General features: G+C 70.8%; 25 protein-coding genes and 1 pseudogene. 15 read left to right on the top strand and 11 right to left on the bottom strand.

The window, feature by feature from the left end; all coding sequences use genetic code 11:
• Positions 1 to 16: 16 nt before the first annotated feature.
• The 3 genes and pseudogenes from QSK39_RS31530 to QSK39_RS53325 all read left to right on the top strand — a co-directional run bounded on the left by QSK39_RS31530 (position 17) and on the right by QSK39_RS53325 (position 1,059).
• Positions 17 to 532, top strand: a complete 516-nt coding sequence (locus QSK39_RS31530) for an STAS domain-containing protein (RefSeq protein WP_285481486.1) — start codon at positions 17 to 19, stop codon at positions 530 to 532.
• 4 nt (positions 533 to 536) lie between these two features.
• Positions 537 to 993 (top strand): annotated as a pseudogene (locus QSK39_RS31525) (chloramphenicol phosphotransferase CPT family protein); the annotation flags it as partial.
• Positions 943 to 1,059 carry a phosphotransferase-like protein gene (locus tag QSK39_RS53325; protein WP_285481485.1) on the top strand — a complete coding sequence of 39 codons (117 nt, stop codon included), beginning with the start codon at positions 943 to 945 and terminating at the stop codon, positions 1,057 to 1,059. The pseudogene QSK39_RS31525 and the gene QSK39_RS53325, both read left to right, overlap by 51 nt.
• Position 1,060: 1 nt before the next feature.
• On the opposite strand, the gene QSK39_RS31515 is transcribed toward QSK39_RS53325, so the two are convergent.
• From QSK39_RS31515 to QSK39_RS31505, 3 genes are all read right to left on the bottom strand, one after another.
• Positions 1,061 to 2,356, bottom strand: a complete 1,296-nt coding sequence (locus QSK39_RS31515) for an MFS transporter (RefSeq protein WP_285481484.1) — start codon at positions 2,354 to 2,356, stop codon at positions 1,061 to 1,063.
• Between the two features lie 79 nt (positions 2,357 to 2,435).
• Positions 2,436 to 2,942, bottom strand: a complete 507-nt coding sequence (locus QSK39_RS31510) for a flavodoxin domain-containing protein (RefSeq protein WP_285481483.1) — start codon at positions 2,940 to 2,942, stop codon at positions 2,436 to 2,438.
• A gap of 109 nt (positions 2,943 to 3,051) precedes the next feature.
• Complete coding sequence (locus tag QSK39_RS31505) at positions 3,052 to 4,182, bottom strand: nitric oxide synthase oxygenase (protein WP_502873329.1); 1,131 nt, start codon at positions 4,180 to 4,182, stop codon at positions 3,052 to 3,054.
• 438 nt (positions 4,183 to 4,620) lie between these two features.
• Between QSK39_RS31505 and QSK39_RS31500 the strand changes: the two genes are divergently transcribed.
• Positions 4,621 to 5,622: a CobW family GTP-binding protein gene (locus QSK39_RS31500; protein ID WP_285481481.1), complete on the top strand. Its 1,002-nt coding sequence runs from the start codon at positions 4,621 to 4,623 to the stop codon at positions 5,620 to 5,622.
• Positions 5,623 to 5,692: 70 nt separating this feature from the next.
• Positions 5,693 to 5,971, top strand: coding sequence for a hypothetical protein (locus tag QSK39_RS31495; RefSeq protein ID WP_285481480.1), 279 nt, complete (start codon positions 5,693 to 5,695; stop codon positions 5,969 to 5,971).
• On the opposite strand, the gene QSK39_RS31490 is transcribed toward QSK39_RS31495, so the two are convergent.
• Positions 5,968 to 6,966 (bottom strand): aldo/keto reductase, encoded by a 999-nt coding sequence (locus tag QSK39_RS31490; RefSeq protein WP_285481479.1) that lies wholly within the window; start codon positions 6,964 to 6,966, stop codon positions 5,968 to 5,970. The genes QSK39_RS31495 and QSK39_RS31490 overlap by 4 nt on opposite strands.
• A 121-nt stretch (positions 6,967 to 7,087) precedes the next feature.
• On the opposite strand from QSK39_RS31490, the gene QSK39_RS31485 reads away from it, so the two are divergent.
• Positions 7,088 to 7,681 carry a TetR/AcrR family transcriptional regulator gene (locus QSK39_RS31485; RefSeq protein ID WP_285481478.1) on the top strand — a complete coding sequence of 198 codons (594 nt, stop codon included), beginning with the start codon at positions 7,088 to 7,090 and terminating at the stop codon, positions 7,679 to 7,681.
• 10 nt (positions 7,682 to 7,691) lie between these two features.
• Here the strand turns inward: QSK39_RS31485 and QSK39_RS31480 are convergent, their stop codons facing one another.
• The 3 genes from QSK39_RS31480 to QSK39_RS31470 are packed head-to-tail and all read right to left on the bottom strand — an operon-like array spanning position 7,692 to position 10,247.
• Entirely contained in the window at positions 7,692 to 8,165 is a 474-nt protein-coding gene (locus QSK39_RS31480) for a GNAT family N-acetyltransferase (RefSeq protein WP_285481477.1), read from the bottom strand.
• Between the two features lies 1 nt (position 8,166).
• On the bottom strand, positions 8,167 to 9,171 hold the full coding sequence (gene ligD, locus QSK39_RS31475; protein WP_285481476.1) for a non-homologous end-joining DNA ligase: 1,005 nt from the start codon (positions 9,169 to 9,171) through the stop codon (positions 8,167 to 8,169).
• The gene (locus QSK39_RS31470; RefSeq protein ID WP_285481475.1) at positions 9,168 to 10,247 is read right to left on the bottom strand and encodes an ATP-dependent DNA ligase; all 1,080 of its coding nucleotides are present in this window, start codon (positions 10,245 to 10,247) and stop codon (positions 9,168 to 9,170) included. The genes ligD and QSK39_RS31470 overlap by 4 nt, the downstream gene beginning before the upstream one ends.
• 54 nt (positions 10,248 to 10,301) lie before the next feature.
• Here QSK39_RS31470 and QSK39_RS31465 point away from each other — a divergent pair, with 54 nt between their 5' ends.
• Together QSK39_RS31465 and QSK39_RS31460 are read left to right on the top strand one after the other, a co-directional pair.
• Complete coding sequence (locus QSK39_RS31465; protein ID WP_285481474.1) at positions 10,302 to 10,808, top strand: DinB family protein; 507 nt, start codon at positions 10,302 to 10,304, stop codon at positions 10,806 to 10,808.
• Entirely contained in the window at positions 10,808 to 11,734 is a 927-nt protein-coding gene (locus tag QSK39_RS31460) for a squalene cyclase (protein WP_285481473.1), read from the top strand. Before QSK39_RS31465 ends, QSK39_RS31460 begins: the two co-directional genes overlap by 1 nt.
• Here QSK39_RS31460 and QSK39_RS31455 read toward each other — a convergent pair.
• Positions 11,731 to 12,891: a DUF1015 family protein gene (locus QSK39_RS31455; protein ID WP_285481472.1), complete on the bottom strand. Its 1,161-nt coding sequence runs from the start codon at positions 12,889 to 12,891 to the stop codon at positions 11,731 to 11,733. The genes QSK39_RS31460 and QSK39_RS31455 overlap by 4 nt on opposite strands.
• Positions 12,892 to 13,016: 125 nt before the next feature.
• Between QSK39_RS31455 and QSK39_RS31450 the strand changes: the two genes are divergently transcribed.
• The 4 genes from QSK39_RS31450 (at position 13,017) to QSK39_RS31435 (ending at position 17,906) form a co-directional block, all read left to right on the top strand.
• Complete coding sequence (locus QSK39_RS31450; RefSeq protein ID WP_285481471.1) at positions 13,017 to 14,531, top strand: MDR family MFS transporter; 1,515 nt, start codon at positions 13,017 to 13,019, stop codon at positions 14,529 to 14,531.
• Between the two features lie 360 nt (positions 14,532 to 14,891).
• Positions 14,892 to 15,104 carry a DUF397 domain-containing protein gene (locus QSK39_RS31445; RefSeq protein WP_285481470.1) on the top strand — a complete coding sequence of 71 codons (213 nt, stop codon included), beginning with the start codon at positions 14,892 to 14,894 and terminating at the stop codon, positions 15,102 to 15,104.
• A 252-nt stretch (positions 15,105 to 15,356) separates the two neighbouring features.
• Positions 15,357 to 16,178 carry a helix-turn-helix domain-containing protein gene (locus tag QSK39_RS31440; protein ID WP_285481469.1) on the top strand — a complete coding sequence of 274 codons (822 nt, stop codon included), beginning with the start codon at positions 15,357 to 15,359 and terminating at the stop codon, positions 16,176 to 16,178.
• A gap of 513 nt (positions 16,179 to 16,691) precedes the next feature.
• A complete protein-coding gene (locus QSK39_RS31435; protein ID WP_285481468.1) occupies positions 16,692 to 17,906 on the top strand; it encodes a hypothetical protein in 1,215 nt (404 codons plus the stop codon).
• A gap of 152 nt (positions 17,907 to 18,058) precedes the next feature.
• Here QSK39_RS31435 and QSK39_RS31430 read toward each other — a convergent pair whose 3' ends face one another.
• Positions 18,059 to 20,293 (bottom strand): ATP-binding protein, encoded by a 2,235-nt coding sequence (locus QSK39_RS31430; protein ID WP_285481467.1) that lies wholly within the window; start codon positions 20,291 to 20,293, stop codon positions 18,059 to 18,061.
• 169 nt (positions 20,294 to 20,462) lie between these two features.
• Between QSK39_RS31430 and QSK39_RS31425 the strand changes: the two genes are divergently transcribed.
• Entirely contained in the window at positions 20,463 to 21,296 is an 834-nt protein-coding gene (locus QSK39_RS31425) for a hypothetical protein (RefSeq protein WP_285481466.1), read from the top strand.
• Between the two features lie 2 nt (positions 21,297 to 21,298).
• On the opposite strand, the gene QSK39_RS31420 is transcribed toward QSK39_RS31425, so the two are convergent.
• Complete coding sequence (locus QSK39_RS31420) at positions 21,299 to 22,180, bottom strand: TIGR03854 family LLM class F420-dependent oxidoreductase (RefSeq protein WP_285481465.1); 882 nt, start codon at positions 22,178 to 22,180, stop codon at positions 21,299 to 21,301.
• A gap of 35 nt (positions 22,181 to 22,215) precedes the next feature.
• Positions 22,216 to 22,653, bottom strand: a complete 438-nt coding sequence (locus QSK39_RS31415; RefSeq protein ID WP_285481464.1) for a MarR family winged helix-turn-helix transcriptional regulator — start codon at positions 22,651 to 22,653, stop codon at positions 22,216 to 22,218.
• 79 nt (positions 22,654 to 22,732) lie between these two features.
• On the opposite strand from QSK39_RS31415, the gene QSK39_RS31410 reads away from it, so the two are divergent.
• Together QSK39_RS31410 and QSK39_RS31405 are read left to right on the top strand one after the other, a co-directional pair.
• Complete coding sequence (locus tag QSK39_RS31410; RefSeq protein ID WP_285481936.1) at positions 22,733 to 23,110, top strand: DUF5313 domain-containing protein; 378 nt, start codon at positions 22,733 to 22,735, stop codon at positions 23,108 to 23,110.
• A gap of 16 nt (positions 23,111 to 23,126) precedes the next feature.
• Complete coding sequence (locus QSK39_RS31405; RefSeq protein WP_285481463.1) at positions 23,127 to 24,062, top strand: RluA family pseudouridine synthase; 936 nt, start codon at positions 23,127 to 23,129, stop codon at positions 24,060 to 24,062.
• The last annotated feature ends 21 nt before the right edge of the window (positions 24,063 to 24,083 follow it).

Here is a 24,083-nt window from a genome sequence, read left to right as displayed (position 1 = left end):
GAGCGATGTAACCAGTATGGTCTGGCCCGAAGACGACGCACGGCACCGCGAGGTGCGGGCGGCGCTGCACGCATGGGCCCGCGAAATCGACGCCGCACCGTACCCGCCCGGCCTGGACATCGACGCGCTGCTGGCCCGCCACTACGCAAGCCTCCACGAAGAGCCCGAGATGGCGCTGGTGGTCACGACGACCGCCGAGGTCAGCGTCCTGGCCGTCCGCGGCGAGCTCGACCTCACCGGGAGCAGGCGGTTGCGATCCCGGCTTGCCGACGAGGTCGGCCTGGGACCGCGGGCCCTGGTCCTGGACCTGACCGGCGCGGCTCACTGTTCGGCACGAGGCCTGGCACTGCTCCTCGAAGCGACCGGGGAAGCGCGTGCCGCGGGCGTCCCGTTCGCGATCGCCGGGTGCGTGCGGGTGGTGCGCCGGGCGATCGACGCGCTGGGGATGGACCAGGCGCTGCAGCTGCACGCCACGACGGCCGAGGCGATCGAGTGGCTCGGGCTCGTGGAACGGATGAAAGCACTACGCTGACTCCGTGCCGGCCGAAGTGATCATCCTCAACGGCGGCTCCAGTTCCGGGAAGACCACGCTCGCCCGCGCGCTGCAGGCGGTCCTGCCCGGCGCGTGGCTCACGTTCGGCACCGACACCCTGGTCGACGCGATGCCCGGGGCCGGGGCGGGCATCGACTTCGGCACCGACGGCGAAGTGACTGTCGGCGAGGCGTTCCGGACCCTCGAAGCGGCGTGGATCGCCGGGCTCGCGGCCATGGTCCGCGCCGGCGCGCGGCTCGTCGTCGACGAGGTCTTCCTCGGCGCCGCCGCGTCCCAGGGGCGGTGGCTCACCGCGTTCGACGGTCTCGACGTGCTCTGGGTCGGCGTCCGGTGCGACGCCACGGTCGCCGAGGCGCGCGAACGCGCCCCGCGGCGACCGGATCATCGGGATGGCCGCGCGCCAGGCGGACCTCGTGCACCGGGGCGTGCGGTACGACCTCGAAGTCGACACGACGCACGACGAGCCGATGACGTGCGCGGAGGTCGTCGCCGCCCGCGTCCGGTGAGCTACTTCGAGCCGGCCGGCGCCGTCGCCACCGCCGACTCGCCGAACCGGATCCCCTTGGCCTCCTTGCCGATCGCGGTGAGCACGGCGACCGCGATCAGGCCGGGCACGACCGTCCACAAGAGAGCGGAGGTGTACCCGTGGGACTCCGCGATCGCTTGCTGGATCGGCAGGTTCAGCGCCGCCAGCAGGTTGCCGAGCTGGTAGGTCACGCCCGGGTAGAAGCCGCGGATCGCGTCCGGCGACATCTCCGTGAGGTGCGCCGGGATCACGCCCCACGCGCCCTGCACCATGATCTGCATCAGGAACGAGCCCAGCGCCAGCATTCCGGCGCCGTGGTCGAACGCGAAGATCGGGATCACCGGCAGGCCCAGCACCGCGGCCGTCACGATGGTCCGGCGCCTGCCCAGGCGTTCCGACAGCGTGCCGAACGTCAGGCCGCCGATGATCGCGCCGGCGTTGTACAGCACCGCGATCCACGTGCTCGCCGTCGCACTGAGGCCGGCCCCGCCGTTGTCGTGGGCCTTGAGGAAGCTCGGGTAGACGTCCTGGGTGCCGTGGCTCATCCAGTTGAACGCCGTCATCAGCAGGATCAGGTAGCCGAACCGGCGGATCACCTTCGGGTTGAGCAGGACGTCCTTGACCGACGTCCGCGTCACCTTCAGCTTCTCCCGCGTGGCCTCCCAGACCTCGGACTCGCGCACCCGCGCGCGGATCAGCAGCGTGATCAGCGCCGGGAAGATGCTGAGCACGAAGATCCAGCGCCACTCGAGTTCCAGAGCCGAGTGGAACAGCAGGTACGCGAGCGCGGCGAGCAGGTACCCGATCGAATAGCCGACCTGCAGCAGGCCGGAGAAGAACCCGCGTCGCGCGACCGGGATCTTCTCCATCGCCAGCGCCGCGCCCAGGCCCCATTCGCCGCCCATGCCGACGCCGTAGACGAACCGCAGGATCAGCAGCACGGTGAAGTTCGGGGCGAACGCGCACAGCAGGCCGGCCACCGAGTACAGCAGGACGTCGGCGATCAGCGGGATCCGCCGGCCGACCCTGTCGGCCCACAGGCCGAACAGCAGGGCGCCGACCGGGCGCATCACCAGGGTCGCCGTGGTGATGAACGCCAGCTGCGTCGCCGTCGCGCCGAACGACTTGTCCTTCGCGATGTCCGCCAGGACGAACACGACGAGGAAGTAGTCGAAGGAGTCCATGCTCCAGCCGAGCAGCGCCGCGAGGAACGCGTTGCGCTGGTCGGATGTAAGCGCTTTCTTGCCTGCTTCGGGTTCCGCCTGCCGATCCGTCACGTTTGCCCCGTCCCGTCGGTTCTCCACCGGAAGACCTCAGGGCTGGTCTAGCACTCACCGCCCCGCGTGGGCAAGGGTTTCAGAGCGGGACGCGCGTGCGGACGCGGCGGCCGACGTCGCGGGCCCACGCCTTGATCCGGTCCCAGTCGCGGAAGTCGCCCGCGCGCTGCCCCGACGCCATCAGCCGCGGGATCAGGCCGCGCACGCACGCCGGGTCGAGCCGGCCGCCGAAGGTGGCGGTGCGCTCCGCGTCGATGCGCGCGGCGAGCAGCGCCACGTTCGCCGGCAGGCTGACCTGCTGACCGGCCGCGCCCGGGCCGCACGGTCCGCTGTGGAACAGCCACACCGGACGCTCGGCGAGCGCCTGAGCGTTGCGTTCCAGCAACCGGACGGCCTCGGGCCGCCACCGGTGGTAGTACAGGGCGCTGCCGACGATGACCGCGGCGTAGTGGCCGACGTGCGCGACGTCGGCGGCGTCGCGCACGTCCACGCTCAGGCCGGCTTCGCCGAGCTCCGCGGCGATGACCTCGGCGATCTGCCGGGTTCCGCCGTGGCGCCCGGCGTAGGCGACGAGGACTGCGGTCATGCGTCCCATTGTCGGCCTTGGCGCGCCGCACTGCGGCGTGGGCCGGGCACGATCCGCCGAACGGGCGCTTTCACGTTGCTCTCCGTGGTTCCCGGCTTACCCGGCCTACTCAGTCCGGGGACAGGAAGGCCGGTCGCTGCTCGGGATCCGGTGGGTCGTAGTAGCGGTGGAAGACGGGAGTCTGGCCACCGGACAGCGGCGGGACGATCCAGCTCCAGTCGGCCGGGCAGCGGCGGCCGGACTGCTCCTCGCGGTCGAGGTGGGTCAGGAACCGCCGTGACTCGGTGTGGTGGTCGGCCATCGTCACGCCGGCCGCGTCGAACGAGTGCTGCACCGCGAGCGTCAGCTCGACCAGCGCCCGGTCGCGCCAGAGCGTGCGTTCGGACGCGATGTCCAGGCCCATCAGCTCGGCGATGACCGGCAGCAGGTCGTACCGCTGCTCGTCGGCGAGGTTCCGGGCGCCGATCTCGGAGCCGACGTACCAGCCGTTGAACGGCGCGGCCGGGTAGGTGACGCCGCCGATCTCCAGGGGCATGTTGCTGATGGCCGGCACGGCGTGCCAGCGCAGCCCGAGCCCGGCGAACCAGCGGTGGTCGGGATGGGTCAGCGGCACCTCCAGGACGGCGTCCGCCGGCAGCGTGAACAGCTGCGGATCGCCGGGGGACGCCTCGACCAGCAGCGGGAGGACGTCGAAGGACCCTCTCCGCTCCGGCGGCCGCCACCCGAGTCTTCGCACCTGCTCGGTGAACTCGGCGTAGCGCGGGTCGCCGAGGACCGAACCGTCCTCGAAGCGGTACCCGGCGTACCGGATCAGCTGCTCGTTGTGGATGCGCGGCCCGGGCGCGGCGGGCGTGTCCGGGGCGAACACCGTGATCGTCGGCCGGATCCGGCCGCCGCGGGTGGCCTGGCGCAGGTGGGCGACGCACTCGCCGGCGATCGCGGCCGGGTCGGTGACCCGGCGCCGGTCGCGGATCCGGAGACTGTGCCAGTACAACCGGCCGATGCAGCGAGCCGAGTTGCGCCACGCGACGCGCGCGCCGTAGGCCAGCTCGGCCGCGGTGTGCCGGTAGGTGCCCGTTTCGGCGATTTCCGCGCGGACCTCCGCCAGCCGCGTCTCGAAGCGATCACCTTCTTCGGCGGCGCCTTCGGCGAACATCCGGTCCAGGAATTCCTCCGCTTCCGCGGAATTGACGTTCTGCTCTTCCGAGACGCGCTGGTAGATCGGCAGCGTGGGCGTCACCCGCTCGGGTGTAACCGTCACGACGGCACCCCACTCTCCGAAATCGCGATCTGCATCCCGACCGAAAGGTTCACCGTTCCTCCGATGGTCGCCGACAACGGGACCGGCCGGAAGTCGCCGCGACAGCAGCACCTCCGGCCAGGCCGGGGAGAGTACCCCACGTTCTCGCGGACGCAATCCACCGGACGTGAACAACGCCCCGAGCACTCCGCAATTTACGCTCCCGCCAGCGGAAACGCCGCGAAAATAACTGCTACCAAGCGTTATCCGGACATGTCTCTGCGCATTTTCCGTCAATCGATCACAATGGACAGTGCGCCCGCCGTGATCCTTTCTCGCCGGATCTTGTTCGTCTTTTCGAGGGTATTCGGCGAACGGACTAGTGCGTCGGTACTCCCCCGTGTATCAGCACGCCCGCGCGCGACGTAGAGTCGTTTCGTGCGCAAGATCCCCGTGGTCCTCGTCGCCGGGTTCCTCGGCGCGGGCAAGACGACGCTGCTCAACCACCTGCTCGCCAACCGCGAGGGCGCCCGCGTCGGCGTCGTGGTCAACGACTTCGGCAGCGTCAACGTCGACGCACTGGCCGTCGCCGGCCAGGTCGACACGATGGTCTCGCTCGGCAACGGCTGCCTGTGCTGCGCGGTCGACGCGAGCGGTCTCGACGCCATGCTCGGGCGGCTTTCCTCGGCCGAGGCGGGGATCGACGTCATCGTCGTCGAGGCCAGCGGCATCGCCGAGCCGCGCGACCTGATCCGGCTGATGATCGCCAGCGAGAACCCGGACATCCGCTACGGCGGGCTGGCGGAGGTCGTGGACGCCGCCGAGTTCGAAGCCGCGCGGGAGCGTCACCCCGAGCTGGCCGACCACCTGCGGCTGGCCGACCTGGTGGTGCTGAACAAGGCCGACCGGGTGGCCGCCGAGGCGCTGGCCAAGGTCACCGCGACGGTCGAGGAGCTGGCGCCGGGCCGTCCGCTGCTGGTCACCTCGCAGGGGCGCGTCGACCCGAAGCTGTTCTTCGACCCGGAGCCCCGCGGCGAGCGCGTCGGCCAGCTGTCCTTCGACGACCTGCGCGAAGAGCACGACCACTCGCAGCACCTGCACGCGCGGTACGAGACGGTGACGTTCACCGCCGGGACGCCGCTGGCGCCCAAGGCGTTCGTCGACTTCCTCGAGCGGCGGCCGGCCGGGCTCTACCGGATGAAGGGCCAGGCGGACTTCGCCGCAGCCGACCGCTTCCACCTGCACACCGTCGGCGGGTTCGTGCAGCTCGAGCGATCGGCGTGGCCGTCGGGCGCGCCCCGGCGCACAGAGCTGGTACTGATCGGCGTGGGCCTCGACACCGACGCGGTGCTGGCGGACCTGCGTGCCTGCGTGGCACCGGACCCGTCGGCGATCGACGAGCGCGGGCTGATGTACATCACCCGGTACCTGCCGGCCTGACGGCGAGCCGCCACGCCGAAGGCCGGCAAATGCGCCGGGGTCCTGCGGGTCCCGACGGAGACTGGCGGCCATGACGACCACCGCGGTGAGCGCACCACGCTGGTACCTGGTCGGCGTGCTGCCCGAAGAAGTGCCGTTGGCCCACCTGATGACCCGCTCCGGCGACCTCCGCTACCGCCGTTCGGCGTGCGGCTCGAAGGAGTCCCGCAGCTGGAAGCCGGTGGACCTGACGACGTCGGAGGTGGCGCCCTGCCCGGAGTGCGTGGCAACCCTGCCCGCACCACCGGCGGGCCTGCGCGTCACCCCCGGCGGCGACCTCGGGCAGCTCTCGCTCGACCTGGAGCTTTAGCCGAGGGCCGGCGTCACGCCGTCGAACCAGTTGTCCCCGACTTCGCCTTCGCGCTCGCCGCTGACCGGGAGCGCGTCGAGGCGGGCGATGTCCTGCGCGGTGAGGGTCAGCGCGACGGCGCCGGCGTTCTCCTCGAGCCGTGACGCGTGCAGCGTGCCCGGGATCGGGACGACGTCGGGTGCCTTGGCCAGCAGCCACGCCAGGGCGACCTGTCCCGCGGCCGCGGCGTGCGCTTCGGCGATCTCGCGGACGGTCCGCACGGCGGCCAGGTTCGCTTCGAACGCCTCCTGGGCGAACCGCGGCATCTTGCGGCGGTAGTCGTCGGCGGGCAGGTCGTCGACGGAGGTGAGCCGGCCGGTGAGCATGCCGCGGCCGAGCGGGCTGTAGGGCACCACGCCGATGCCGAGTTCGCGGCACAGCGGGAAGATCTCCCGTTCGATGTCCCGCGACCACAGTGACCATTCGGTCTCCAGCGCGCTGATCGGGTGCACGGCGTGGGCGCGCCGGATCGTGTCCGGGCCGGCTTCGCTCAGGCCGAGGTACCGGACCTTGCCCGCGGTCACGAGGTCGGCCATCGCGCCGACGGTCTCCTCGATCGGGACGCCCGGGTCGATCCGGTGCTGGTAGTACAGGTCGATGTGGTCGGTGCCGAGGCGCTTGAGCGAACGTTCGGCGCTTTCACGGACGTACTCGGGCCTGCCGTTCATCGACGGCCCGTCCGCCTGGTGCACGATGCCGAACTTGGTGGCGAGGACCACGTCGTCGCGCCGGCCGGCGATCGCCTTGCCGATGATCTCCTCGCTCTCGCCGTAGACGTCGGCGGTGTCCACGAGCGTGACGCCGAGCTCCAGGGCGCGGCCGATCAGGCCGCTCGCGGTGTCGTCGTTCGCGTGCTCGGCGCTCTGGCCGTAGAACCGCCCGAAGCTCATCGCGCCGTAGCCGACGGCGCCCACGACGGGACCGCTCGTGCCGAGCCTGCGCTGGGGGATGGACATGGTGGTGACCTCTGGGTTCGTTCGCGGCGGGCCTGATGTCCGCACTCGTGGACATAGTAAGTCCACACTCGTGGACATGGCAACCGGCGCGTGGTGGCGCGGACCTCGTACGCTGTCGGCCATGGGCCGGGAAGAGCACACCGCGACCGCCGTCCGCCGCCGGGACTCGGCGGCCACCAAGGCGGCGATCCTGAACGCGGCCCGCGAAGCGTTCACCGAGCACGGTTACGACGGCGCCGGGGTGCGCGACATCGCGCGGGCGGCCGAAGTGGACGCCCGGCTGATCGGCCGCTACTTCGGTTCGAAGGAGGGCCTGTTCGCCGCGGTGGTCGACGTAGTGTTCGAGAAGTCGATCATGATGACCCCGGCGGGCAACGCCGACGCGGCGCGCGACCTGCTGACGGGAACGGGCAGCGTCCCGACGGCGGGCCTGCTGCTGACGCTGCGTTCGGCGCCCAACCCGCGCGCGGCGGAGATCATGCGCGAGAACATCGAAGGCAACTACGCACGCCGGTTGGCGGGCGCGCTCGACGGCCCGGACGCGGAAGGCCGGGCGGGGCTGCTGGTGGCGATCTGTTCGGGGGTGCTGCTGAGCCGCCTGGTCCTCGGCCACACGGCCTTCACCGGCCCGGACGTCGAGCGGCTGGTCCCGTACCTGCACGCGGCTTTGGACGCGGTGGCGAAGGACCCCACCGCCGAAGGCTCAGCCGACTAGCGCGACGCCGTCAGCGGGCATCGGCGTTCGGCCGCGGCCAAGCCAGATCCTTCTCGTAACAGACCGACTCGGGATCCGCTTCATGCGGCGGGAAGTTGGGCACCCGCCGGTACCCCGCCCGCTCGTAGAGCCGGATCGCCGCAGGCTGGCGCACCCCCGTCTCCAACCTCAGCCGCACCCCGCCGACGCCGCGGGCCAGCCGCTCGGACTCCGCCACCAGCTCGGCCGACACGCCGGTGCCACGAGCGTCCGGTGCCACGAACATCCGTTTCAGCTCGAACACTCCCGGTGACACCGGCTCCACCGCGCAACACCCGATCGCCCGGGCGCCGTCGCGGGCGAGCAGGTAGCGGCTCGCCGGGTCCAGTGGCCGCGGGCGCGCGTCCGAGGGCAGGTTGTAGACCACCACCAGCTCGGCCGTCATCGCCGTCATCAGCGCGAGCAGGAACCCGTCGTCGGCCGGGCACTCGGCGACCGTCGTCACCTCACGCCTTCTTCGCCCGGCTCGGCGCGACCCGGGGCGGCTCGTTCGGCATCTTCGGGTACACCGGCGGCCACGGCGCGTCCATCAGCCCGTTCGCCATATCCGCCTCGGACATCTCGAGCAGCGGCTCGATCGACTGCGGCCGCTCCCCTGCCCCGGCCCACGGGTCGCCGCGCTCGGCGACCCGGGCCGGCACCGTGCTCAGCGTGAACGCGTCGGGCTCGACGCCGTCCAGCTCGTCCCACCCGATCGGCGTGGACACCTGCCCGCCCACTCGCGGCCGCACGCACCACGTGCCGAACACGGTCTTGTGCGGTGCGTTCTGGTTGAAGTCGACGAACACGCGCGAGCCGCGTTCTTCCTTCCACCACTGCGCCGTGATCTTCGCCGGGTGCCGCCGTTCCAGGGCCCGCGCCAGCGCGACCGCCGCGGCCCGCACCTGGAAGCCGTCCCAGCGCGGCTCGAGCATCACGTACAGGTGCAGCCCCCGCGAACCGGACGTCTTCAGGTGGCCTTCGATGCCGTGCTCGGCCAGGAACTCCCTGGTCAGCACGGCGGCCTCGCGCAGCTCGTCGAACCCGATCCCCGGCGACGGGTCGAGGTCGACGCGCAGCTCGTCGGTCACCTCCGGCGCGTCGGCCAGGTACGGCCAGACGTGGAAGCCGAGGCAGCCCAGGTTCACCGCCCACAGGATGTGGGCCAGGTCCTTCGCGACCAGCGCGTCACTCGTCGTGCCGTTCGGCGTCGAGACGACCGTGGTGCTCAGCCACGACGGCGCGCCCTTCGGCACGCGCTTTTGGAACCAGTTCTTGCCGCCGGCGCCGTCCGGGTAGCGTTCCAGCAGCAGCGGGCGGCCGCCGAGCCGCGCCAGCAGCGGCCCGGAGATCGCCCGGTAGTACTCGACGAGCTCGAGCTTCGTCTCCCCGTGCTCGGGGAAGTAGACCTTGTCCGGGCTGCTGATCTTGACCTCGACGCCGTCGACGTCGAGCAGCATCGCCTCGCTCATCTCGCCTCCCCGAACAGCTTCGCGAGCTCGGCGGGCGGCGCCTCGTCGAGCTGGGCGTACGTGCACGACTCCGGGGTGCGGTCCGGCCGGAACCGGACCAGCCGCCCGCCGTGGCGGAACCGGCCGCCCTGCAGGTGCTCGTAGCGCACCTCCGCCACCCATTCGGTTCGCAAGGGCTCCCAGGTCAGCTCCTTCTGCGGCGCCCACCGGCTGTTCGCGCCCGGGCGGCGCCCCGGCTCCGGCTCGTACTCGGCCCAGGACCGCCACGGGTGGTTCTCGAGCGCGTTCTCGCGCAGCGGCGCCAGCTCCTCGACCAGCTCGGCCCGCCGCGCCTTCGTGAAGCTGCTGGCGACGCCGACGTGGTGCAGCACGCCTTCGTCGTCGAACAGGCCCAGCAGCAGCGACCCGACCCCCACGCCGTCCTTGTGCCAGCGGAACCCGGTGACGACGCAGTCGGCCGTGCGCTCGTGCTTGACCTTGAGCATGACGCGCTTGTCCTGCTCGTACGGCAGGTCGGCCGGCTTGGCCATGACGCCGTCGAAGCCCGCGCCCTCGAACCGGGTGAACCAGTCCTCGGCCTGGGCCGGGTCCTCGCTCAGCGGGGTCAGGTGGACGCGCTGCAGCCCCTCGGCCGCGGTCGAGAGCACGCTCTCCAGCTGCTTGCGCCGCTCGCGGAACGGCTCCCCGGTGAGGTCGGTGTCGCCGAGGGCGAGCAGGTCGAAGGCGATGAAGCTGGCCGGCGTCTCCTCGGCGAGCTTGCGCACGCGCGAGGCCGCCGGGTGCAGCCGCAGCTGCAGCACCTCGAAGTCGAGCCCCTGGGGCGTGACCAGCACGATCTCGCCGTCCACGACGCAGCGCGGCGGCAGCGCGGCGGCCAGCAGCTCCACCAGCTCCGGGAAGTACCGGGTCAGCGGGCGGTCGTTGCGGGAGCCGAGCTCGATCTCGTCGCCGTCGCGGAACACGATGCAGCGGAAGCCGTCCCACTTGGGCTCGAAGAGCAGCCCCGGGTCACGAGGCACCTCGTGCACGGCTTTCGCGAGCATCGGCCGCACGGGCGGCATCACGGGCAGGTCCACGCCGGCGAGCTTAATTGACTCCACCGACATTCTCGGGCGTGATACACACTGTCGGTGACCACCGAACGTCCCGAACCACCGCTGGTCGGGGGCGAGCGCGAAATGCTGCGCACGTTCCTCGACTTCCACCGCGCCACCCTCGCCATGAAGTGCGACGGACTGTCCGACGAGGACCTGCGCCGCGCGTCGAGCCCGCCGTCCACGCTTTCGCTGCTCGGCCTGGTCCGGCACATGGCCGAGGTCGAGCGCACCTGGTTCCGGCGGGTGATCGACGCCGAAGACGTCCCGCTGCGCTGGTCGGCCGAGGGCGACTTCCAGGCGGCCTACGACGCGAGCACGTCGACGCGCGCGGAGGCGTTCGAGGCGTGGCAGACCGAGGTCGAGCACTCGCGCAAGATCGAGGAGGCGGCCGAGTCCCTGGACGTCACCGGGCACCAGGCACGCTGGGGCGAGGACGTCTCGCTGCGGCTGGTGATGCTGCACATGATCCACGAGTACGCGCGGCACAACGGTCACGCCGACTTCCTGCGCGAAGCCATCGACGGCGTCACGGGGGCCTGATGGACGTGCTCGCCTGGCTGCGTGACTCCGACCCGGCCCTGCGCTGGCAGGTCGAGCGCGACCTCGCGGGCGAGCCGCCCGAGGTCTGGGAGGCGACCCGGGCGCGGGTGGCCACGGAAGGGTTCGGCGCCCGGCTGCTGGCGCTGCAGGACCCCGACGGCCAGTGGGCGGGTGGCGCATTCTTCCCGGCGGGCTTCAAGGGCGGCGAAGCCCAGCCCTGGACGGCGACGACGTGGACGTTGAACTCGTTGCGCGAGTGGGGCCTGGACGCCTCGGCGCTGCGGGGGACGGCCGCGTTGCTGGCCGAGAACAGCCGGTGGGAGTACGAGAACCTGCCCTACTGGGACGGCGAAGTCGACTGCTGCATCAACGCCTGGACCCTGGCCAACGGCGTGTGGCTGGGCGCGGACGTCGCGGGGCTCGCCGAGTGGTTCGTGACGCACCGCCTGCCCGACGGCGGCTGGAACTGCGAGTGGGCCGAGGGGGCGACGCGCTCGTCGGTCCACTCGACACTCAACTCCTTGAAGGGCCTGCTCGCGTTCGAGTCCGCAACGGGCGGCACCGGCGCGGCGCACGAGGCCCGCCTCGCCGGCGAGGAGTACCTGCTGGAGCGCGGGCTGGTCCGGCGGCTTTCGACGGGTGCGCCGATCGCGCCGTGGGTGGGCGAGTTCGCGTACCCGATCCGCTGGCACTACGACGTGCTCAACGCGGCGTCCTACTTCCGCGACGCGGACCGGCCGGACCCGCGCCTGGCGGAGGCGATCGAGCTGATCCGCGCGGCGCGGCAGCCGGACGGCACGTGGCTGCAGGCCGAGCGGCACACCGGCCGGGTGTGGTTCGAGGTGGACGCCCCGCCGGGCGAGCCGTCCAAGTGGCTGACGCTGTTCGCCACCCGGGTGCTGACCTGGTGGGACGCCGCCCGCTAGAGCTCCGCCAGCACGAGCCCGCTGCGCGGCTTCGGCGTGAAGTAGGTGGCCTTCCGCGGCATCCGGCGCCCGGCCGCGTGCACCGCGAGGACATCCGCGTACCGCACCGGCGCGAGCAGGACCACCGCGTCCGCGTCGGGCGGCGCGGGGCGGCCGGCGGGCAGCGGCTGCACGCACGGCCCGTCCGGATCCACCCCGAGCGCCTCGGCGAACAGCACCCGCTCGACGATCTCGTGGTCGATCACCGGCGCCGGCTCCGGCAGCTCCGGGAGCGGGACCCGCAGCACCGCCGAGCCGGCGCGGACCACCACCTCGCCTGTGACGGGCACCGCGTGCTCGTCGTACCGGACGTCCAGGCCGGCCGCGGACCACCGCGACACCAGGTCCTCGGGGCCGAGCCCGGTGCCCGTCAGGACCCGGTTGATCGCGCCGATCCGCAGCTGCGGGCCCGCCGTGACCAGGGCCAGCAGCGCGTCGTGGCCGGCCGCCGACGCCGCGGCCACCCGGTGGTTGCCGTCGGCGACCAGCAGTTCGGTGGCGGCGACCGCGGCCAGCAGCCGGCTCTGCAGCGGGCCCGCCGGCACCACCCACAGCTCGTGCCGCCGCCCGGCCGCGTCCGAAGTGGACAGATCGGGCAGGCCGAGGCCGGCGCAGGCCCGTTCGACCTGCTCGGTCAGCAGGTCGCCGCCGGACGCCGGGACGAGCATCGCCGCGCTCGTCGCGCAGCCCAAGCCCGCCAGCACGGCCGCGCGCTCGGCGACGACCTCGGCGTAGACGTCCTCGGTGTGCCGGACGCGCGCGGCGCCGTCGTCGGTCACCGCGGCCGGGTCGACCAGGCACAGCAACCCGAGCGCGGCGCCGTCCGGCCCGTCGATCCGGTACGGCGCGACGAACTCGCGCACCGGCCGGTAGAACCGCTTGCGGAGCCGCTCGAGCACGGCCCGCGCGACCGGGACCGCCGCAGTCAGGTCGAGCCCGCGCGCCAGCGCCGCGGGCGTGCGGGCCGGGTGCTGCACGGCCAGCAGGCTGTCCACGGCGCCGGGCGCGGCCAGCGCCGCGACGACGCGGTCGGGTTCGGCGAACTCGTCGACGTCGGGCCCGGGCACCGCGTCGCGGACCACCCACCCCTGATCGATCGGCCTGATCCAGTCGCTCATCGCACCCATCTTCCGCGCATCGCACGGTGACGGAAATTCACTGGGGTACTCGACCCTCGGATGGAATGCTTAGGATTGCAAAGTAGTTGATCCCCTTCATGACCGCCCCGAGGAGCAGCCCGCCGATGACGACCCCCGCCGCCACCAGCGCGAAAGGGGTCGGTTTCCGGTCGGACCGCGGCCCGGTGCTGATCGCGGTCATGCTGAGCACCGCCCTGGTCGCCCTGGACAGCACGATCATCGCGACCGCCGTCCCGTCGGTGGTGCGCGACCTCGGCGGGTTTTCGCAGTTCCCGTGGCTGTTCTCGGTCTACCTGCTCACCCAGGCGGTCACCGTCCCGCTCTACGGCAAGTTCGCCGACGTGCTCGGCCGACGTCCGGTGATGTTCTTCGGGATCGCGGCGTTCCTGGTCGGCTCGGTGCTGTGCGGCGCCGCGTGGAGCATGCCGGTGCTGATCGCGGCGCGCGCGGTGCAGGGCATCGGTGCCGGCGCGATCCAGCCGATGTCGATGACGGTGATCGGCGACCTCTACACGGTGGAGGAACGCGCCCGCGTGCAGGGCTACGTCGCGAGCGTGTGGGGCATGGCGTCGGTGGTCGGCCCGACGCTCGGCGGCGTGTTCGCGGAGTACCTCGACTGGCGCTGGATCTTCTTCATCAACCTGCCGCTGGGTGCGATCGCCGCGCTGATGCTGTTCCGCAATTTCACCGAGCGCGTGGAGCGCAAGCCCCACAAGGTCGACTACACGGGCGCGGCGCTGCTGACGGTCGGGTGTTCGCTGGTGATCCTGGGCCTGCTCGAAGGTGGCGTGGCGTGGGCGTGGGGCTCGGTGCCGAGCGTGGCGATCTTCGTCGCGGGCGCGGTGCTGCTGGTGGCGTTCGTGCTGGTGGAGAAGCGCGCCGCCGAGCCGGTGCTGCCGCTGTGGGTGTTCACCCGCCGCATCCTGGTGGGCGGCAACCTCCTGGCGGTGGTGGTCGGCGCGATCCTGATGGGGCTGACGTCGTACCTGCCGACGTACGCACAGGGCGTGCTCGGCGCGGGAGCGCTGGTGGCCGGGTTCGCGGTGGCGGCCCTGACGGTCGGCTGGCCGATCTCGGCATCCCTGGCGGGCAAGATCTACCTGAAGATCGGCTTCCGCGACACATCGTTGATCGGCACGGTGTTCGTGGTCGGCGGCGCGGTACTGGTGGCCCTGCTGGACGCGACGTCGTCGATCTGGTCGGCAGCGCTGGCGGCGTTCGTCCTGGGGCTGGGTCTCGGGTTGACGTCGAGCCCGACTTTGGTGGCGGTCCAGTCGGTGGTGGGCTGGGACCGCCGAGGCGTGGTGACGGCGACGAACCTGTTCAGCAGGTCATTGGGCAGCGCGGTGGGAGCAGCGGTCTTCGGCGCGATCGCGAACGCGACGTTGGCCTCGCGGTTCGCTTCACCACCGGCCGAGGTGGCGGGCAAGCTACCGCCGTCCGTGGACGCGACATCGTTGGTGCTGGGCGGGCATTCGGACTCCCCGGTGGCGACGTTCGTCAGGGGCGCCCTGGCGGAGGCTACGCACTACGTGTTCGTCGGATTGCTGGTAGTCGCGGCGGTTTCCGTCGTGGCGCTGCTACTCATGCCGCGGAAAGCCGAACAACTCGAGTTCTAGACCGCGGCTTCGGCACTTCTCACCGGGTTTCTTTCGCGACCGGAATTCGTGGCCACTCCGCAGCGGAACTCCGGATTCCCCAGGCAGCGCGGGTTGGTTCACCCCAGCTCGGACACACCGGATCGAGCACTCAGTTGCACGGAATTGTGCACGTGCACATCGACTACGAACGTCCCGGAAATGTCATGGATTTGACCCGCAATCGCTCCACAACAAACCTGTGGACCATGAGTTATCCTTCTCTCGGCGGTGCCGAACCGTCACGTTCCGCAGTTATGATCCGAACATTCGCACGCGATGCTCCGGCCCGACGCCGCCCGGCTGGCCGGTAACGCGCCTTTCGAGAACCGGAGGACGCACGTGACCGAGCAGGTCGGGCAGGCTTCACCCAGGACCGATCCCCTCGGCTTGACGTGGGTCAAGAGTTCGGCGAGCGGTAGCGGCAACGACGAGAACTGCGTCGAGACCGCCACCACGCCCGAACGGGTGTTTCTGCGCGACTCGAAGTTCCCCCGGCCGTTGCTGTCCTTCACGCACGAAGCGTGGAAAGCGTTCCTCGACTCACACTCCTAGCGACCTCAGCCACCTCTAAGCCCTGGTCAGCCCGCTCCACGGCCTGGCCAGGGCTTAGTTGCGTCGGCTGCAGGTCGGATCGCTGGACGGCCGACGTCTTGATAGCGTCTATACCAGTATCAGACTGACGCAAGCCCTAAAGACTGACGCCGATGTGCTATATGTCATACTGATGGGCGTCACATCCCGAGCGATAGGAGTGAATCGATCATGACTAGGGCACACTCGCCAGTGGCCTCCCAGCGGCGTGTGTTGGCTGAGATCAGGGAGGCACGGGAGGCTCTGCAGCTCACCCAGAAGGACGTCGCCGACGCGCTCGACTGGTCTCTGTCCAAATTTGTCCGCATCGAGGGCGGGCAGGTAGGGCTGTCGATCACCGATCTGAAAGCCCTGCTGCTGCACTACGGCATCACCGACCGGGATCGCGTGGAGACCTACGTGCAGATGGCCAAGGCCGGCAAGCAACCGGGCTGGTGGGACGCTTACAAACGCACCAACAGCCCGGAGTTCGTCAAGTTCCTGGGCCTCGAATCGGCTGCTGTCATCCTTCGCCAGTACCAGCTGCACTTGGTACCGGGACTGCTCCAGGTTCCCGAGTACACCCGGTCACTGGCGCAGAAATCCTCCGGCGACCCGGCCTTCATCGAGCGGAAAGCGAAGCTGCGCGCCGAACGACAGAGGCGACTGGAGGACGGCGACCTGCAGCATTTCTTCATCCTCGACGAGTCGGTGCTGCACCGGCGCATCACCGATGTCGACGGTTGGCGGCTGCAGCTGCACCACCTCCGGGCGGTTGCCCAGCAGGACAACGTGACACTGCGAATCCTGCCGTACCAGGCAGGCTGGGTCGACGGGATGCAGAGCTCCTTCGAGCTGCTCCAGCTGTCCGAGCAGCCCAACGACCTGTTCCTCAACCTGGAACGACCCGACGGTGACCAGTTCTTCGACGATGTCACCGGTGTCGTCAAGGCCGCCGAGTTCATCCGAATCTTCTTCGGACTCGAGGACGCCGCACTGTCTGCCGAAGAAACACCCGCGTTGATCGACCGGACATTGGAAAGGCTGGACGAGTGATGAGACCAGCGTAAAGAAGCGGCCCCCGGCTGCAACCAGGGACCGCTCCTGAAAGGCAATAACCGCCGACCCACCATGACGCGAGCGCGGACTTACTGCCGAGGCGACAGCATACGACTCTCCGACCGGAGCGTGGTGCCGCCGTCCGGCTAGAGACCCAAGAGCAACTTCCCGGGGAATGAAAACCACCCTATCGGTGATTCCGAGCCACCCCCCGGCCGAGCAAACGGGCCACGAACCCGCCAGCCGACCTCCGAGTGCCTCTCCCAAGGACAGGGTTGTCCGCGCCACACCGCCGGCTTGAGCCGATGCCGAGCCGGCCGGTGTACCTCGACCGCGCCGACGCGCGGCCGTCGACCCATGTCCGAGCCGCCGGCAATGCCCGCCGACGCCGCTTCAGGAGGCACTCGTGAAAGTCGAAGTCCCCGCCGACCGCAGATCCCAGCTCTCGCCCGTCACCCCGGACCGCGCCCGCGCGCTGCGCTACGCGTCAAGCTGTCCGGGGTGGCCACGATGAGCGACGACGGAGTACCCGACGGAGACGAGCACTGGACGACCCTGATCGGGGAATCCGTGCTGATCCTCGCCCCGCACATCGTCGCGCTGGCCCGGCTCGAAGACCTCGTCCCGCTCATCGAGGCCGACTACCGGATCCAGCACATCACCACCGTGCCGGACGACGGGGAAGATCGTCCTGACGCCGGCGAATTCGTCCGCGCTCGCGGCGGGATCCTCCTTCCCCCGCGGCAGGCCCGCCGGACCAGGCACGGACTCGTTCTCGCCGCGAGCACTCGCGGCCTCGAGGAAATGCGGGGACCAGTACTGCTGGTTCCGCACGGTGGCGGCCTCGGGCAGTTCCGCCCTTGGCGCACCGCGGCCGAGGGCGAACTCGTGACCGGCCTGGACTCGACTCAATTGCTGGACGACGACCGGGTCCGCGCCGACCGGATCGCCCTCACCCATGACCGCGAACTGGACCTCCTCTCCGAGATCTGCCCGCAGGCCGTTCCCCACGCCGTTGTCGCCGGAGACATCGCCTTCGACCGCCTCGTCGCGAGCGGTCCCTATCGCGATGTGTACCGGCGGGCGCTCGGCGTCGTGGACAATCGGAAAATCATCCTGGTCACGGTCACCTGGTCCCCCCGGTCGGGCTTCGGCAGCAACCCGGCGATCTTCCGGGAGATCACCGAGGCGGCGCGGTGCGAAGACTCACTGGTGGTTGCGTCGCTGCACCCGCAGATCTGGTCGCAGCACGGCATCAGGCAAGTACGCGGCTGGCTTTCGGACGCCATCGAAGCCGGGCTCGTGGTGCTGGCCCCGCACACCGACTGGCGCGGCGCGGTGGCCGCCGCCGACTACGTGATGGCCGATTACACCTCGGTCAGTGCGTTCGCCGCCGGGATCGGCATTCCCGTCCTACGGATTCCGCACGGCCGTCAGCCGTTGTTGCCGGGCACCCCGGTCGCGGTGCTGGCCGAGCACGCCCCGCTGTGGCAGCCGACGCGACCGCTCCTCCCCCAGCTGCACGCGGCTGCCGACGTGCAGGGCCGCGGGCTCGGCGCCCGCATCGCCGATCTGCTGACCTCGCGTCCAGGACAAGCGGGCGCAATCCTCCGAAAAGAGATGTACGACCTGCTCGGCCTCAGTGAACCGGCGCGAGCCGTGCCACTCTCTCCGGCACCGCTGCCCCGGCTCCTGCCGCGGCCGGGAACGTGGCCGACCGGGTGACGATCCCGCCGCTGCTCTGGAGCTACACGCTCGCTTCCGGCGCGCAGGGCAGCTTCACCAGCGCCGGGCACGACCAGTGCCCGGCGCTGGCGGACGTCCTCATCCACCCGGAAACACGTGTGTTCGCCGACGCACGTGCGCTGATCGCCCGGTCATTCACCGAGTTGCCCGGGCTGTCCGTCGCCGCCGCCGGTCTGGCGGGGCGCGGCTGGGTCGTCGGCGACCGTTCCGGGGGCCTCGGCGTCGTGAGCGGTGAGCTCGCGGCCGTCGCCGGCTACGTCTGGGTTCTCGGTGGCCGGCGGCTCGGCGATCTCGGCGTCGTAGCTCCTCAGCCGAGCCCGGATCCGGTCCTCCTGCGGCCCGCCGACCTGCTCGTACAACTGCAGTGCCTCGGCGAGGTAGCCGCGAGCTGCCGCCGGGTCGTCGTCGTACTCCGCCAAGTCGGCGAAGCCGACCAGCACGTCCGCGTGGTAGAACGTTGATCCCGACTCCGCCAGCACTTTTCGTGCCCGGTCCAGGCGCCGGGCCGCCGAACGGACGTTGCCGGCGCGAGCATCCAAGCGGGCGAGGCCCACCAGGACTTTCGCCTCGTCCTTCTCGTCTCCCAGGTCGGCGAACATCCCGCGAGCGAGTTCGAGGTGGTCGGCCGCTTCGCCGTCGCGAGCCACCTTCGCCAGCGTTTCGCCGATTCGGCGATGCCGTTGCGCGACGCCCCGTTCTATGCCCAACTCCATTTCGATAGCCAGGCTCGCGGTGTAGAACGCGATCGCCGCTGTGACGTCCCCTCGTCCCTGCGCCGCGGTGCCCAGCTGGTCCAGCGCCACCGATTCGTTGTGCCGGCTCCCCGCGCCACGCGCCAGCTCCAGCGCATGGCCGCATTCCCGGTCGGCCGCCTCGAACCGGCCGAGGTCCAGGTAGGCGCGACCCAGCTGGCACCGCAGCCGCGACTCCGCGACGACGTTGCCGCAGCGCTGAGCCGCGGCGATCCCCGTCTCATGCGAGCGCAGCCACTCCGGGAAGTGCTTGCGGTGCAGGAACAGCTCCCACAACGCCTCGCACAGCTGCCACGCCACCTCGTCGTGCCGCTGCGCGTACGCTTCCTCGAGGACCGCCATGGCGTTAGGCAACTGCTCGTCGAGCCAGTCGAGGGCGGCCCGCCCCGAGCCGAACGCCGGCGGCGCGTTCCGGTACTGCTCGCAGACCGGGCTGACCCTCCAGCGGATCGGGATGGCGACCATGTTCGCCCGCGTCATCGCGTGCAGGTACCAGCTCGCTACTCGCGGCACGACCTCGGCTCGGTCGCCGTCGTGCTGGGCGTGGGCGTGCAGCCGGACGAGATCGTGGAAGCGATAGCGGAACTCGTCGACCTCTTCCAGGAGGCTTGCGTCGACCAGGACCTGCAAACCTTCGGCGGGTTCGGCCAGGTCGGCCGCTGCCGCCGCCACGTCGATGCCGAACGAAGCACCCGGGAACTCACTCAGCAGCCGGTACAGTTTCGCGGGCGTCTCCGGCAGCGCCCGGTAGGACCAGTCGAACATCGCCGCTACCGAGGCGTCACCTTCCGATGACAGCCGCTTCAGCCGCGATCGCTCGTCGCCGAGTTCGGCCACCACCCGCGCCACCTGCCATCGGGGTCGCGATGCCAACCGAGCGGCCGCGACGCGCAGCGCCATCGGCAGCCGCCCGCACAACGAGGCCAGCTCGGCGACCTTGTCGAGTTCGCCGACGACCCGGGTCCGGCCCAGGACGCGAACCACCAGCTCCGCGGCGTTCGACGGGGAAAGCGGGGCCACGTCGAGGAACCGCGCGCCTTCGGAGACCAACCCGTCCAGTCGCAGGCGGCTGGTCACCAGCACCGTACAGCCGGCGGACGCGGGGATCAGCGGCCGTACCTGAGCCGCAGAAAATGCATTGTCCAGCACGACCAGCAGCCGCCGACCCGCGGTCATCGTCCGGAACAGACCAGCCTGTTCGGCCAGGTCCGGCGGCACTCGCTCGGACGCGACGCCCAATGCGCGAAGGAACGCACCGAGCGCATCCTGTGGAAGGACCGTGGTCCCGGGTGAGAACCCCCGCAGATCGGCGTAGAGCTGGCCGTCCGGGTAGCGGTCGGCGCACCGACCGCCCCAGATGACGGCGAGGGCGGTCTTGCCCACCCCACCTGGCCCGATCAGCACGGCGAGTGCGGGCTGCCCGTCGGCTTCTTGAGCGGCGATCTCGTCCAACGCCGCCAACTCGTCGGATCGGCTCGTGAAGTGCGACGGTGCCGAAGGCAGCTGCCGGGGTACCGGTTCCGGCGACCGCGGACCGGCGATCACCACGTTGCCGGTGATCGTCCCGGCCTGCAGCACCGCCCCGGCCGCACCGCCGTCGATGTGGTTGTGCACTTCGGATGGTGATGCGGCCCCGCTCCGAGAACTCATCCGAGAACTCCTGCCCAGACTCGAACTTATCTGTCTACCTGCAGCCGGCACGGCGCCGCACCGAATGTCGCGGTTTTTACCCCGAACGTACGAAAAATCGCGGTGCTTGCCTCCGCCGGTCCGTCAGAAGCAAATGATCGCCATCGACCAGGAAGGCACGACTGTGTCCGTCGACGACGTGCTCGCCGAACTCCCGCCCTACCGCGCCCTGCTGGTGGTCGACACCAAGGGTTTCGGCAGCAATCCCGACGCCACCCAGGCAATGATGTCCGCCGCGATCCCGGACGTGCTGTCCCAGGCGTTCGCCGGCGCCGGGCTGGGCGAAATCTGGGAAACGGCGCTGTTTCCCCACGGAACCGGCGACGGCTACGGGCTCGGCTTCGACCCGCGGTTCCTGCCCGCGGTGGTGACCCGCTTCTTCGATGAGCTCCAAACCGTGCTCGCCGCACGGGACGCGCGCCTGCGATCGGCCGCGCGGTCGGTCCGCCTGAGGATGCGGGCCAGCCTGAACGTCGGCCCGATCCTCGCACCCGCGCCGGGCACGACCTCGGCGGCCGCCATCGGCAGTGCCGCGATCACCACCCACCGCCTGCTCGACGCCGCCCCGGTGCGCGCCGTCCTGGAGCGTTCGGACCCCGACCAGACGTTTCTCGCGGTGGCGCTGTCCCAGCGGGTCTTCGAAGACGTCCTGGCCAGCGAATACGCGAAACTACCCGCGACGAAAGTCGTCCCGGCGGACGTCAGCGTCAAGGAATACTGCGGCACGATCTACCTTTACATCCCGAACCCGAGCGGTGACCTCCTGCGCTACGGCTACGGTGCCGGCGGCTATGCCGAGGACCTGGCCGTGGCCAAGGCCAAGATCGAGCCGCCGCCTCCGGGCAGCACAACGAACGTCATCAGCGGAACGCAGAACGGCACCGCGATCCAGGTCGGCCACGTGCACGGCGATCTGCGCCACCGGTGAGCCTAGTTCTGCAGCGGCACCAGCTCTTCCTGGAACTTCTCCAGAAACCCGTCGAAATCCCCATGCCCCGGCCGGATCACGAACTTCGACAGCCCCGCCTCGATGTACTGCTCCACCAACCGCCGCGCCTCCGGCCAGCTGGTCGCCACGAGATCCGCCAGCGGGGCGCCGGGACTCCGCCGGGCCGCCATCGCCGCCAGCTCGGGCGGCACGCCACGGTCCGCCACCAGCAGGCTCAGCCCGAAGTGGTCCTCCTCGATCTCCCGCCCCGCCTCGGCCGCGGCAGCCTGGATCGCCACCCGGGCCTCACGCGCCTGTGACGGCGTGTGGAAGCTCCCCAGCCACCCGTCGGCCAGCCGGCCCGTGCGGCGCAACGCCGCCGGTGCCGAACCGCCGAGCCACACGTCCAAGCGCTTCGCCGGACGTGGCCCCAGCGACACGTCGGCGACCTCGAAAAACGAGCCGGAGAACGACACCGAGTCCTCCTCCAGCAGCCGCCGCAGCAGCACGAGCGACTCGTCGAACACCGCCGCGCGCTTGCCGGCCGGTACCGGGAACAGGTCGTGCTCGTTCGCACGCGCCGGGCGCAGCCCGAACACCGGCAGCACCCGCTTCGGCGCCAGGCCGGCCAGCGTCAGCAGCTGCTTGGCCACCAGCACCGGGTGCCGTCCCGGCAGGATCGCGACGCCGGTGCCGACCTTGAGCTTCGACGTCCTCGCCAGTGCGTGCGCCATGCCGATCATCGGGTCGACCTCGGGCGAGTAGACCAGCTCGGACAGCCACAGCGAGTCGACGCCGGCGCTCTCGAGCCGTTCCGCGAGCCCGGCGAACTCCGCCGGCCCGGTCCCCGCCGCCGGTGCGACGCCCAGCCTGATCTTCAGCACACCGTGGTCAACCCGGCCCGGCGGCAGAGCATTCCTCAGGCCGTCGCCGCGATGACCCGGGACAGCACACTGTGGAGGGCCTCCAGCTCGGAGACCTCCATCCCCAGCTTCTCCACGACGCGATACGGGATCTTCTCGGCCTCGGCCCGCAACGCCCGCCCGGACTCCGCCAGCTCGACGATCAGCTGACGCTCGTCCGACCGGCTCCGGCTGCGCGTGACGTAACCGAGCGCCTCCAGCCGCTTGAGCAGCGGGGACAGCGTCGCCGGCTCGTGCCGCAGCGACGCACCCAGGTCCTTCACCGACCTCGGCGACCGCTCCCACAGCGCGAGCATCACCAGGTACTGCGGATGGGTCAGGCCGTACGGCTCCAGCAGCGGCCGGTAGATCGCGATCACGCTGCGCGAAGCCACCGACAGTGCGAAACACACCTGCCGGTCGAGCTTCAGCGGGTCCTCACCGAGGTCGATCATGGCGCGATCCTAACGTGGTCCACGAGACAGTTAGTACACTAACTATTAGTGTACTCTGGACCTCATGGAACGACCTGGTGTGCTCCGCTGGTTCGGTTACGCCGTCGGCGTCAAACTGCCGGACCGCTTCAAGGACTGGGCCCTGCACGACGCGACGTCCAAGCACTGGCGCGCCCGGTACGTGCTGCAGCGCTCGGTCGGCATCGTGCCGCTCTGCGCGGTGTGGCTGCTGCTGCCCGGCTCGATCTGGCTGCGCCTTTCGCTGGTCCTCATGGCGGCGCTCGTCGCGTACTTCTACTCCTGCGCCTACATGGAGGAGAGCATCGAGCACCGGCTCGGCCGGCAGGGCTTCCCGCACCACACCGGCCGCCGCGTCCGCGCCGAAGCGGCCGAGGCGAAGAACGCCGAAGCGACGGCCCGCTACATCGCGCGCTACCGGACGCCGTCGGAGGGTTAGCTACAGTCGGGGGACGATGAGACGCAAGCTCCGGCCCCCGATCCCGCCCCGCCACGGGCTGGAGCCCGCCCGGCTGAAACTGCCCGACGGCGAGTGGCCGACCCTGCTGGCGCACCTCGTCGAGCGCCTTCCGCGCGTGACGCCGGACCGGATCGAGCAGATGCTGCGCGAGGAGCGCATCCACGGCATGGACGGCCCGCTCGGCGTCGACGAGCCGTACGCGCCCGGGTCGTTCATCTGGTTCCACCGCGACCTGCCGGACGAGGTGCCGGTGCCGTTCGAAATCCGCGTCGTGCACCGCGACGAGCACCTGCTGGTCGTCGACAAGCCGCACTTCCTGGCGACCATCCCGCGCGGGCAGCACATCCTCGAGACGGCGCTCGTGCGGCTGCGCCGCGACCTCGACCTGCCGCACCTCTCCCCCGCGCACCGCCTCGACCGGGTCACCGCCGGGCTGGTGATGTTCGTGATCACCCCGGAGCTGCGCGGGAAGTACCAGACGCTCTTCCGCGACCGGCTGGTCCACAAGGAGTACGAGGCGATCGCGCCGTACGACCCGGCACTGGAGCTGCCCCGGACCGTGCGCAGCCGGATCGTCAAGGAGCGCGGGGTGCTGGCCGCGCAGGAGGTCCCGGGTGAGCCGAACGCCGAGACGTACGTCGAGCTGGCCGAGCACCGCGACGGCCTCGGCCGCTACCGGCTGACCCCCTCGACCGGGCGGACGCACCAGCTGCGCGTGCACCTCAGCGGCCTCGGCATCCCGATCCTCGGCGACGACTTCTACCCCGAACTGCGGGAGAAACCCCTCGGCGACTTCACGAAACCCCTGCAGCTGCTGTCCCGGGTCCTCGCCTTCGACGACCCGGTCACCGGAACGCCCCGCCGGTTCACCAGCGGCCTGCGGCTGGCGGCCCGCGACGGCCTCGACGCGTGGGCGGCGCCGCCGGCGTGACACCGGGGACGCCGCCGACGG

It is taken from the genome of Amycolatopsis sp. NBRC 101858 (assembly GCF_030269325.1).
Lineage (GTDB): Bacteria > Actinomycetota > Actinomycetes > Mycobacteriales > Pseudonocardiaceae > Amycolatopsis > Amycolatopsis ponsaeliensis.
Note: the sequence above shows the minus strand (reverse complement) of the source record. Positions and strands in the feature narration are given on the sequence as shown.